The organism is Paenibacillus sp. FSL R10-2778, assembly GCF_038593035.1.
In the GTDB taxonomy this organism is placed as follows: Bacteria; Bacillota; Bacilli; order Paenibacillales; family Paenibacillaceae; genus Paenibacillus_AQ; species Paenibacillus_AQ odorifer.
The window spans coordinates 2925197-2937345 of record NZ_CP151956.1 but is presented as its reverse complement, the minus strand read 5'-3'; the positions used below and the strand labels follow the sequence as shown (position 1 = coordinate 2937345).

Annotated in this window: 7 protein-coding genes; 3 read left to right on the top strand and 4 right to left on the bottom strand. The window is 42.0% G+C overall.

Going from position 1 to position 12149, the window contains the following annotated elements; genetic code table 11:
* Window positions 1–13: 13 nt before the first annotated feature.
* Window positions 14–1405: an extracellular solute-binding protein gene (locus NST40_RS12885; RefSeq protein ID WP_342410746.1), complete on the bottom strand. Its 1392-nt coding sequence runs from the start codon at window positions 1403–1405 to the stop codon at window positions 14–16.
* A 262-nt stretch (window positions 1406–1667) separates the two neighbouring features.
* On the opposite strand from NST40_RS12885, the gene NST40_RS12880 reads away from it, so the two are divergent.
* Together NST40_RS12880 and NST40_RS12875 are read left to right on the top strand one after the other, a co-directional pair.
* Window positions 1668–3296, top strand: a complete 1629-nt coding sequence (locus tag NST40_RS12880; protein WP_076275824.1) for a response regulator — start codon at window positions 1668–1670, stop codon at window positions 3294–3296.
* A 5-nt stretch (window positions 3297–3301) separates the two neighbouring features.
* The gene (locus tag NST40_RS12875; protein WP_076275825.1) at window positions 3302–5107 is read left to right on the top strand and encodes a sensor histidine kinase; all 1806 of its coding nucleotides are present in this window, start codon (window positions 3302–3304) and stop codon (window positions 5105–5107) included.
* A 2-nt stretch (window positions 5108–5109) separates the two neighbouring features.
* Here NST40_RS12875 and NST40_RS12870 read toward each other — a convergent pair whose 3' ends face one another.
* Window positions 5110–6681 (bottom strand): ABC-F family ATP-binding cassette domain-containing protein, encoded by a 1572-nt coding sequence (locus tag NST40_RS12870; RefSeq protein WP_342410745.1) that lies wholly within the window; start codon window positions 6679–6681, stop codon window positions 5110–5112.
* Between the two features lie 167 nt (window positions 6682–6848).
* Between NST40_RS12870 and NST40_RS12865 the strand changes: the two genes are divergently transcribed.
* Complete coding sequence (locus tag NST40_RS12865; RefSeq protein WP_342410744.1) at window positions 6849–9017, top strand: pectate lyase; 2169 nt, start codon at window positions 6849–6851, stop codon at window positions 9015–9017.
* Between the two features lie 1265 nt (window positions 9018–10282).
* Here NST40_RS12865 and NST40_RS12860 read toward each other — a convergent pair.
* Together NST40_RS12860 and NST40_RS12855 are read right to left on the bottom strand one after the other, a co-directional pair.
* Window positions 10283–11404: a DUF4179 domain-containing protein gene (locus NST40_RS12860; RefSeq protein WP_076219153.1), complete on the bottom strand. Its 1122-nt coding sequence runs from the start codon at window positions 11402–11404 to the stop codon at window positions 10283–10285.
* On the bottom strand, window positions 11397–11933 hold the full coding sequence (locus tag NST40_RS12855) for a sigma-70 family RNA polymerase sigma factor (RefSeq protein ID WP_076219154.1): 537 nt from the start codon (window positions 11931–11933) through the stop codon (window positions 11397–11399). The genes NST40_RS12860 and NST40_RS12855 overlap by 8 nt, the downstream gene beginning before the upstream one ends.
* Window positions 11934–12149: the final 216 nt, after the last annotated feature.

The following is a 12149-nucleotide window of genomic DNA, read 5'->3' as shown; positions in this document are numbered from 1 at the left end:
CCATTCACTTTTTTTATTTCATTGCAGCCTTTGCTTTCGTAATCGCTTCGTTTGCTTTTGCAGCAAAGCTGTCCAAAGCTTCTTTACCGGTTGCTCCTCCAGTTAAAGCACGTTGTAATTCAGGGAACCATAAAGTACGAATATCAGCATATCCATCGGCAATGGTAGGTGCATCTGTTGTGAATTTACGAGCATACTCAGCGTATTTGTACTCTGCATCATCATAGAGGCCTGTAATCGAATTACGAACAGACAAACCACCTGTTTGAATCAAGTTTTTCTTCCCCCATACAGGATCATTAGCAATAAAATCAATCAGCTTCTTAGAAGCTGCAATCTTAGCTTCATCACCATTATTGAATACAGCCATACCGCCGAGGTAAGGTTCAAGCTTAGGTTCCGATCCATCTAAAGTTGGGAATGGAAGCAGAACATCTTCGAATTCAACCATTTTTTTAGATACGTTCTGAGCTTTAAGTACTGCAGAATAGTTGAGTGTAAAGGCTAATTTCCCTTGTAAAAATAAGTCGTTCACGTCAGCAGCCGCAAGGGAAGCCGCACCAGAAACGCTAAGTTTATCTTTTGTAGCTTGAACGATCCAATCCAACGCTTTCGCAGCATTATCAGTATTGATCGCGACTGCGGAATTATCTTCATTTAGAAATCTGGATACACCTAAGTTAGCAAGATATGCACGAGTTCCTTGATCTCCAGCCTGGCTCTTCGCGAAGAATCCGGTAGGAATAACATCAGGTGCTTTTTCTTTAACAGCTTCCAGCGCTTTCTTATATTCTTCAAACGTCCAAGTTCGGTCTTCCTTATCCAGAGGAAGCAAATCTAGCGCGCCAATCTTCTCAAAAACAGTCTTGTTTACCGCCATCATAAAAGGAGCTGTATTGATCGGATACATAAAGATCTCTTCGCCAACACTAGACTGTTTCCAAAAGGCTTCCGAAATATCATTTTTCACTTCATCGGTCACCATATCATTAAGAGGTGCTAATAAGTCCTTTTTACCCCAGTCAATAATCCGTCCAGGAGCATCATAAATTACATCAGGTGCGGTATTCGAAGCAATTGCCACATTCAGTTTTTCAGGGCCGCCTTCAAAGGTGATCATCTCAAGGTTGACTTTAATTTCCGGATTCTTCTCATTAAAAGCTGCAATGATTTCCTTCTCATATTTGCCAACTTCACCATCTAAAGCTTGAAAGCTCGGAAAATTCCACCATGTTATTTCTACTGGTTTAGCAGCAGTCTCAGTGGCCGCGGGCTCACTCTTATCAGTATTATTACTTGGTTCATTGGCGGAATTCGCTGTATTCGTATTTCCGCATGCAACTAACTGTGTACCTAAAAGTGCGACACCAACAATGCTCATTAGCCCTTTTTTCATTGCTCTCATGTGCTACCCCCTATTATTTTTGTGGAATAGAATGCTTTCTCATTCCTTGCGCTAATCATAAATCAATTATAAATTCAGGAGAATCCCACTCCTTTTACATTTAGGGTCGTATTCTGACCTATACCTTCTTTCAGCCCCTCTTCAATGTTATAATACATTACATATTTCACCTATAATTATTTTAATTTTTAGCTTATAACTTACATTTGATGATATCGTTGTTGAAAAATCCACTATAAATCTAGTCTTCCGGAGGGATTTCATGTACAAGCTTATGATTGTAGAGGATGAACCGTTAATACGGACGGGATTAAAACATTACTTTTCGTGGCAGGAGCTTGGTGTTCAGAGTATTGTTGAAGCGGAGAATGGAAAAGAAGGCGTCGCTACCGCACTACGTGAGCAGCCAGATTTAGTGATCACTGATATTCGCATGCCCGAAATGGATGGTCTTCAGATGATAGAAGAGCTTCGCCAATTCCTTCCTGATACTTTGTTTATTATTTTGACAGGATTTAATGATTTCGAATACGCTCAACGAGCCATCAAACTTGGGAGTGTGCATGCTTTTTTGCTCAAACCTCTGGAATATGAAGAAAGCCTAACCGTGATTCAAGAATGCATGAACAAGCTGCAACTTAAACAACAAGAACAAAGGAAACGTTCTACTCTGGAAGGCTCACAACTTATAAAGCTACTACTCGAAGAAGAACAACCTGCAATTGACACTAATTTGATCGCTGAATTATGTAATTTTAAAAGTAAACATTATCTGTATCTCCCTTTTGTTTTGGCAGGTTTCCCTATCAGAGAAACACCTTCACCATCCACAAGGTGGATGCGAGAACAGGCGACTAAGTTCATACATCTTGCAACGGAGGCCTATCTCCCGGCAAGTCTGCCACGATCTATTTTTACCTATGCTGCTAAATCCAAACTATACGGGCTAATAGTCATGGGATCACAGACTGCAACGAGCATTGTCCCTTTTGAGACCCAAGTACTTCCTGAACTCGATCAGTATTTGAACAAGCTTACGTTAGAACATCATCTTGCCCTTTATCTTGCCATAGGTACAGTGACGAACGAACTGTCTCAAATCACTTCATTACTTCACGAGTCTGAAAAGCTGTTATATCAACGCTTCTATCAGAATGAACGGAATATATTCCATATCTCTTCTATAAAGGCAGGCGCCACAGCTACTAAACCAATGCTTATTCAACTAGATGACAACGATAAGAAACGAATAATCTCCTGCATCGAAAATGCCAATAAACAAGAGATTCTACAATTAATGCAACGATTGGCACAAGATATTTTGCATAAAGCAGATGGCCCTTCACCTGATCTATGGCTTGCATATGTACAAGAAATCATAAGTGTCATTATCCGCTTCGCTAATAAAAACCACATTCATAGGGATGGTGTGTACAGCGATAAACTATTAAACCTTACTTTTGTTGAGGATTTTCACTCCCTTGAGGTCATGTTCGAGTGGCTGGGGAATTGGATGGTTCATCTGGGGAACATATATACCGAAGGTCTGACGGATAACCATCAGCAGGATGTGATTATCTTTGAACATATTAAATCCTTCATTAGAGCTAATATTGATCAAGATATTACTCTACAAATGGTAGCGGATCGCTTCTTCTATAACCCTTCTTATTTAAGCCGTCTGTTCAAAAGAAAACTCGATAAGAACTATATGCGATTTGTAACCGAAATCCGTATGGAATACGCGCAGGAATGCTTAAAAAAACCGGAAATTCTAGTGACCGATGTCTGCACAATGTGTGGTTACAAGAGCTATAAGCATTTCGTTAAAACGTTCCGGCACTTCACCAACATGACCCCATCAGACTATAGAAAACAATCGGGGTGGTAAGCAAAATGATGCAAATAAACCAGCCAAAAAAACGCTATCGGATGCGGCATGTTAATCGGCAGATTTTTGTGCTGATGATCCTGACCATTACCATTCCTTTGCTGATTATATCCGCGATTATCTATATTTTTTCAAATCAAGCCGTCAAAAATGAATATCAAAGCAGCTCTAATCTCATCCTTAATAATCTTTCTTTCAACATCGACCAGTATCTGCAAAGTATTGAAAAAGGGACCCTTAATGCCCAAGTAGATAGTCAATTACAAACCGCTCTCGAGCATTGGACTATCAACAAAGATAATATCGGGAATGATCTAAGTATTCAGTATGGAAACACGATTGAACAGTTCATCAGCGGGATTGAAATGACGATTAAAAATGTCGACAGTGTGCAGATTTTCGCGGGGTCACGTGTATTCTACTCCGCCAATTTCAATCGTGCGGATTATGATGTGAAGGACTACACCCAAGAGGATTGGTATTTACAGACGCAGCAAAAAAAGGGGGGCGTAATCCTGTTTGGAAGTCATCTCCCCTTCTATCGCACCAATTCCAAACAATCCGTCATCTCCATCGCCAGAGTCATTAATAAAAAAGGAAGCAAGCAGCCCTTAGGTGTCATGTTAATCGATATCCGGCTGGATTCATTACGGGAAATCTTAAAGCTGTCCGAGAATAGCAAGCGGAAATTTATTATTTTAGACGATAAGGGGGGCAACGTTTACAGCTCAGATTCATTGGAGACGAGTCCTTTAGAGCCAGTCCCTATCGACAAACAGGCGCTTAACACTTTTATGAACAATGACGCCGGGAGCTTATATGGTACTTTTGATGACAAGGATTCGTACATTAATTTTGTTACTTCTCCTTACTCCAACTGGAAGGTCATTCAATATATTGATGAAAAAGAGATGACTAAGCAGGCTTCTTTTCTTGGCAAAATCATTTTAACCTTGGCGCTCTTATCGCTTGTCACTGCACTCTTATTTATGTATATCCTCTCGGAACGCGTAACCAAACCTATTATTCTGTTAAGCCGGAAGGTGAAGCTGGTGGGGATGGGGAATTTCGATGTGGATTTGTACAGTAATCGTCAAGATGAATTTGGGGTTCTATATAATGGAATTCGTAAGATGGTTAAAGATTTGCAAAACTATATTGAGCGATCTTCGATGGCCAAGGCTCAACAAAAAGTAGCCCAGTATGGTGCGCTCAAAAGCCAAATCAATCCGCATTTCCTGGCAAATGTCCTTGAATCTATTCAAATGAAAGCCATCATCAATGGACAAAGAGAGATTGGCGAGATGGTGGGGATCGTGGGCAGATTGTTTCGGATTCATATCCAGACTGGGAAAATCACCGTTACCCTGCGCGAAGAACTTGAGCATGTCCGGCTATATGTGAAGATTCAGCAGTTGCGTTTTGGGGATAAATTACAGTACATGGAGCAGCTAGATCCGCAATGCGAAATCGTTAAGGTCATGCACTTCTCCTTGCAGCCCATCGTAGAGAATGCTATCGTACACGGCCTAGAAAGCCGCAGTGAACCAGGTCTGCTTGAGGTATCCTCGGTGATATCGGGGGAGGATATGCTGATTATCGTTAAAGATAACGGCATTGGCATCGAGGAAGAGAAACTTAAGCAGCTGCGTTTCCGTCTCTCTCAACCCTCAGATACCTTAGATGAAGAACATATTGGCATTAAAAATGTTCATGATCGCATTCAATTTCATTTTGGCGAAAAATATGGAATTGAAATTTCCAGTCACGTAGGTGAAGGAACGACAGTGATCATCCGACTTCCCGCGTAATCCTAGACATTTTGCTCAGTAATGCCTAATTCAGGATCAAAGGTAAGCATTTTCGTCGCTATTTTATCAATAAAAAACCGATCATGACTAACTGTTACTACAGCGCCAGGAAAATGAATCAACGCCTGCTCCATCACCTGAATACTGGTTAAATCCAAATGGTTAGTGGGCTCATCTAAAATAATGACAGCAGCTCCGGAGAGAAGGCATTTCGCTAAAGCCACTCTGGCCTGCTGTCCGCCTGAAAGGCTGCCAATCGTTTTACTCAGATCCATTTCCGAGAATTGCAGCATCGCTAGAAATTTATTCACCTTTTTCCGCGGTGCGTCCAGTCCCAGTCCATAAACATTTACGGCATGGCTGACGGTATCTTTATGATCCAGCTCATCCCACATCTGATTAAAGTGCGCATAACCGACCCCGCGTTCCCAAGTCACTTCCCCCGATTCCGGTGCTTCTTGTCCAGTCAGTACTTTGATTAGTGTCGATTTTCCGCTGCCGTTCGGACCCACGATAGCTATCCGGTCTTCCTTTTGAATATCGAAGCTAATGTTCTGGAAAATGGAGCGGCCATCATAAATTTGTCCAATCCGCCTCACTTCCCCCAGCTTGTCAGGAAAACGTAAATTACTATAAATATCAGTGATTAATACGTTAACTGGATGAGGTTCCACTCGTTTTTTCATATCCGTTAGCTTACGGGATAGACGGTCCTTAGAAGACTTCTTACTACCACGGTTTTCAATGGCCTCGGACTCCATAATGAGAAGTTCTTCTTCCCACTCAAATTGCCGATCGAGCACTTTTTTACGCATCTTCTTTTTACGAACGTAATCCGTATAATTGCCTTCATATTCCTGAAAATGATAGTTCTCGATTTCTATCGTCCGCGTGACCACTCTGTCAATAAATTGCCGATCATGAGAAACCAGAAGCATCGCCCCATTGAAACGGTGCAGCCACTGCTCCAACCATACGATCCCTTCCATATCCAAAAAATTAGTAGGCTCATCGAGCAATACAACATCGGGCGCTTCAATTAAGACTTTAGCCAGTGCCGCGCGGTTCCTCCAGCCTCCGGATAACTCCTCTACAGGTTGATGCCGCGATCTCTCATCGAATCCTAATTTAGTCAGCACCGTATTGATTTCCACAGATACATTCCAGCCATCCAAATGCTCCATTTGTTCAAAAAGCTCAGCTTGGCGCTCTAAAAGTGCATTCATCTGGACATCATCCGACACCTGCCCAAGCTGTTCTCCTATTTGGTTAAGCTCCTGTTCAATGCGTGCTACCTCTTCGAAGCAAAGTTCTAACTCTTGTTGTACAGACAAAGACCCGGAAAGCTCCGAAAATTGAGAGAAGTAGCTGATCTTCACATTGGGATCTAACTCTACTTTTCCTGCCGTTGGCTCCTCTTTTCCCATGATTAGCTTAAAAACAGTAGATTTACCTGCTCCATTTCGTCCGATTAAGCCAATACGTTCACCCTTGCTCACACGAAAATAAATATCTCGAAAGATCAATGTATTCTCATATTTCTTAGTTACGTTCTCCATTCGGATTACGCTCAAGTCTATCACTCCTAGTTCGTATAGATCAGAATTCATCGTTGAATACCCAAAAAGCTATTATAGCACTAATTAAAAAAAGGACTTTATAATCATATTATTACTTATATTTATTTCCGATATATGTATTTATATTAATATAAATTTATAAATACATAAGGAGGATTACAATGAGTTTGCTAAAATCATTCAAGAAAAATGCTAGTGTTATTATGTGCATTACCCTGCTCTTTTCTCTTTTTATTGTGTATCCGGCAAGTGCTTCTACCTTCTTCCAAGACCGCTTTGAAGAGGGCGATAATCTATGGACATCCACTAGTGGGAATTGGACTATTGTTGAGGACGAAGGTAACAGCGTATATTACCAGTCTGCCACAAAAGAAGGACGTACTTCTGCAGGTGATCCAGCCTGGAGCGATTACACTGTGGAAGCGGATGTAAAAGCAGTTGATTTTAATGGCTCAAACAGAACTTATGTTGCGGGCAGATACATAGATGGAAATAATTTTTATGCAGCTTCTTTGTATAATAATAATAATGATGGCATGCTGGAAATTAGAAAGAAGGTTTCTGGATCTACTACAACTTTGACCAGCAAACCTTACGCTCTGCATACAGGAGTTTGGTATAATGTAAAACTCGAAATGAGCGGAAATACCATCAACATGTATGTAAATGATACGCTGGAGCTCTCAGCTTCCGATTCCAAATTAAAAAAAGGTGCAGCAGGGCTCGTTACCTTTAAGACAATTACGATGTTCGACAATGTGACCGTTTCTGACACCATTGGCACTACACCGACACCAACACCTACTGCAATACCGACTCCGACTGCTTCACCAACGCCAACTGCTACGCCGACACCGACGGTTACACCGACACCGACTGCTTCACCGACTCCGACTGTTACACCGATACCGACTTCTTCACCAACGCCTACTGCTTCACCGACACCTACTGCTACGCCGATACCGACTGCTTCACCAACACCTACACCGGTTCAGGTTAGTGAATATGATTTGGCTGGGTTTGCCATAGGAACAACAGGTGGTGGAAATATCCAAGAAACCAGTCCACTCTATAAAAAGGTATATACCGCAGAAGATCTTGCCACTGCACTGAGAAAAGGATCCAAAATAAAGGTTATTGAAATTATGAACGACTTGGATCTGGGATGGATTGAAATTTCTGATGCAGCAAAGATCTCCCCATTTAGCGCTCATAACAATGCTTTAACACATCCCGTATTAATAGAGACTGGTGTCAGCAAAGTGACTATAGACAACTTCGACGGTTTGACCATTTTCTCTGCTAAGGGTGCAACCATTAAACATGCCGCTTTTACCTTTAAAAGAAGCTCTAACGTCATCATCCGCAACCTTGAATTTGATGAGCTGTGGGAATGGGATGAAGCAACCAAAGGAAATTACGATAAAAACGACTGGGACTACATCACCATTGAAAACAGCAACAACGTATGGATCGACCACTGCACCTTCAATAAATCTTATGACGGAGTTGTCGATGTTAAAAAAGGCAGCAACGGCGTCACCATTTCATGGTCATCCTTCTTAGGGGATGATAGAAACGCAAACAGCTGGGTCACTCAGCAAATTAATGCAATGGAAGCCGACAAGGCTGCCTATCCCATGTACGCTTATTTAAGAAGCAGCTCAGTTGGCCTAAGTAAAGACGACATTATTGCGATTGCCGCTAGTCAAAAAAAGGGCCATTTAATAGGCGCAACAGAATTTGCAGCTGATAATGCGCTTCTTTCGGTGACGCTCCATCACAACTACTATAAAGATATACAAGACCGCATGCCCCGCCTTCGTAGTGGTAATGCGCATGCCTATAACATTGTAATGGACAACGAAGATACCAGATTGGCTAAAAAACGTCTAACCTCCGCTATGGAAAAAGCGATCTCAAGCAAGGGGTATCATTTCGGGGTTACAAGTAACGGAGCCATCTCGACAGAAGGAGGAGCTGTATTACTTGAAAGTTCTGTAATCATTGATGTAGTCTATCCTCTTCGCAACAATCAAGCGGATGCAAATAATAGCAAATATACGGGTGCAATCGCAGCTTTAGATACGATCTATTCACTTGATGGAGCAACATTCAGAGGAGACAGTACAGCAAAGAACAGCCCTCTCTCCCCTGCACCCGCTGCCGTTAAAGCATTTGCATGGAACGGATTCACAACACTACCTTACAGCTACACTTCAGATGACCCAGCTAGTCTAAAATCCAGACTTACCGCTGTTGACGGCTCAGGGGCAGGCAAATTGTCCTGGTCAAACGAGGAATGGTTGAAAACAAATTATAGCAACTAACTCGACTAACTAATTACTGAACACATATCCCATTACAACAACGAGAAAAGTTACTAACTTAGTTGTCACACTAGCGCCACCTTTGCACCAAATTAGCGACATATTAGTGCTACTAGCGCCATATTAACGCCACATTAGCACCACTTTTGTACCGCCGAAATTGCTCAGACGCTCAGACAGTGATTTTACAGTTTAGAGTGTAATATTTACGAGGTCAGACGACGATTTTAATTTACAGTGCAGTATTTACGAGGCCAGACGACGATTTTACAGTTTATAGTGCAGTATTTACGAGGCCAGACGACGATTTTACAGTTTATAGTGCAGTATTTACGAGGCCAGATGGTTCGGACTCAGCAGCCCTTATTTCGAAGAATCCGGGCATTTCGCAGTGCTATCGGACTCAGATGCAGCTATTCATCCCAATATGCTCATTTTGGGTGTGGATTTAGACCAATAAGAGCTATACAGTCCGAAAACTCAGCAAAATGGTCCAAAAAGCCAAAATAGCTGCAATACAGTCCGTTAGGAGTGCTAAGAGCGTGAGGAACATGAGGAACATGAGAAACGTGAGGAGCGTTATTAACTTAGTTGCCACATTAGCGCCACCTTTGCTCCAAATTAGCGACATATTAGTGCTACTAGCGCCATATTACGCCAGATTAGCGCCACTTTTGTACCTTCGAAATTGCTCAGACGCTTAGGCGGTGATTTTACCGTTTACAGTGCAGTATTAGCGAGGTCAGACGACGATTTTACAGTTTACAGTGCAATATTTACGAGGCCAGATGGTTCGGACTCAGGAGCCCTTATTTCGAAGAATCCGGGCATTTCGCAGTGCTATCGGACTCAGATGCAGCTATTCAACCCAATATGCTCAATTTTGGTGTGGATTTAGACCAATAAGAGCTATACAGTCCGAAAACTCAGCAAAATGGTCAAAAAAGCCAAAATAGCTGCAATACAGTCCGTTAGGAGTGCTAAGCGCTTGAGAAACATGAGAAGCCTGTGAAGCGTGAGAAGCGTGAGAAACATGAGGTGCCTGAGGAACATTAAGCGCCTATAGCCCCCCTGAGGAGCATTAAGCACATACAGTCCCGATAGGAGCATCAGGAGTTTGTTCTCATTTAACAAGTGGCGTGTTTGGTGTTAAAAGGTAACTCGAAAAGTTAGTATAATGTCCCAACAATAACAAAAAGGCCGCAACCAGCGGCCTTTTTCTATATTACAACTCCCAACACATATTCACTAAAATCGCTTACCGCTCATTTTTTCAGAATATCAATATACTCTTCTTTCTCTCGATCTGCCCCCGCATTAAGTTTCAGTCGCAGTGACTTCGGGTGATCCAACACATTACTGCTGAAGTAACTTATAAATCCATCATCAGATCCACTACCAGAATTCGGATTAATTTTAATGTCGTGCTTCCCAACCTGCGCTGTTAATTCATAGGGGAGCTTTTGAAACAGTTCATTTCGGACGATCCAATCCGTTTTCAATTCCTCATTTATCGTAAATTTGAGGGCTATGCTTAACGGAGAAAGCTCGACTTCGGCTAGTTTTACTTCCTGTCCATCAATTATGAAAGGGTGGTCAACAACTAATGTCTCCGTCTTCAGCTCCCAAAACTTAGGATCAATAGAGAAGTTCACTTTTAAACGATCAGAATACCGCATGTCGGATAAAACCGTTCCTGTTTTCGGTTTACTTAACATTCCCGGGTCTACAGAGGCAATCTGAAAATCCGCTACTACGTCTGTTGGCCTTGGTTTATTTCGGTCCAGTGAAAATACAGTTTTGCCGAGCCAAGTATATATGGTTCCCTCTGCGTGTGCTCCCATTCCGCCTCTATTCCCATTCTCCTCCATTACGTCTCGTCCAGTTTCAGCATCTGTCAGCTTCACACTATTTACACTGTACACTTCCTGACCATCACTTGTTGTCCCTGTATACAGCAGCATGATTTTATTTTCATCAGCAAGTACAGCATTTAGAGTAATTTTATATCCATTTGATTCAGCACTCTTATTAACGATTTGTACATAATCATTCCGTATTGCAGACTCTAGTGTAAGAGCATCAATATCAGCTGCAGCCAATGTTTTAAAAGGCTCCAATACGCCCCAATCAAACGTTTCAACACTCGAAGTCCCTTGCTGTGGCAACAGCTGGGTTGGATTGAAGAACAGCAAGCCCGCTATCATCACTGCAGCCGCCAGCACAGACATCGCACTTTTTGTGAATATTAACCTTCTGCCACGTTTCTTGCCTAATTCCAAACCTGCTTGGATCGCATAGATCTGAGCGGCTGCATTCTCTATTTTTTGTTCTTGTGGGATACGTCCGGCATCGCTTAACATGGCAAGCTCCTCTTGACTACTCATTGTTCCATTCACCCCGATTCTTTATGATGGTTCGCAACTGCTTGAGCCCCTTATGCTGCCAAGTCTTAACCGTCCCCTCGGGTTTATTCATAATGTTAGCGATCTCAGTCAAGGTCATATCATTGTAGTATTTTAGCAGCAGCACATGGCGATACTTGGGCTTAACCTGCTCGAGTGCCCACAGCATTTCCATCCGATGATGGCCAATGTGTGTGACCTGTTCTCCTATTCTTTCATCTACCAGCGGCATGGAACGTTTTCTTCGTCTTTGTTCATCTATGCAGACATAAATTAGAATGCGAATAATCCATGATTTGAATGCTTTGGGGTCCTTTAAAGTTTTTCTTTTAATCCAGGCCCGGCAAGTCATTTCCTGCATCGCTTCCAGCGCATCGTTTCGGTTCCGCAAGTAACTATAAGCAATACTGTATAGTTGTTCTCTATGTACCAATATCGAATCGTAAAAATCTGTCTCGCTCCGAGTATCAATAATCGTTACTTTTTTCATTTCTGCATTAGTCATCGTCATATCCTTCCTTAGCCTCCTCTCTTCAACCTTTCATAGATTAAGACGGGGGAGGTATAGAAACGGTTTTTATTTCACTTAACTTTTTTTCGCCCAAAGCTCTCTAAATTATAGCATTCTATAAAAATTGAACGAAAAATGTTATGATGAGTTATATTGGACATAATCAATAGTACGCACTCAAAAGTGCCATAGGTACTAAAAAGTACCCATACCTTG

What these genes read in the sequence shown, in the direction of transcription:
- NST40_RS12885 (WP_342410746.1), bottom strand. Translation starts at nt 1,405, where the DNA reads ATGAGAGCAATGAAAAAAGGGCTAATGAGCATTGTTGGTGTCGCACTT.
- NST40_RS12880 (WP_076275824.1), top strand. Translation starts at nt 1,668, where the DNA reads ATGTACAAGCTTATGATTGTAGAGGATGAACCGTTAATACGGACGGGA.
- NST40_RS12875 (WP_076275825.1), top strand. Translation starts at nt 3,302, where the DNA reads ATGATGCAAATAAACCAGCCAAAAAAACGCTATCGGATGCGGCATGTT.
- NST40_RS12865 (WP_342410744.1), top strand. Translation starts at nt 6,849, where the DNA reads ATGAGTTTGCTAAAATCATTCAAGAAAAATGCTAGTGTTATTATGTGC.
- NST40_RS12860 (WP_076219153.1), bottom strand. Translation starts at nt 11,404, where the DNA reads ATGAGTAGTCAAGAGGAGCTTGCCATGTTAAGCGATGCCGGACGTATC.
- NST40_RS12855 (WP_076219154.1), bottom strand. Translation starts at nt 11,933, where the DNA reads ATGACGATGACTAATGCAGAAATGAAAAAAGTAACGATTATTGATACT.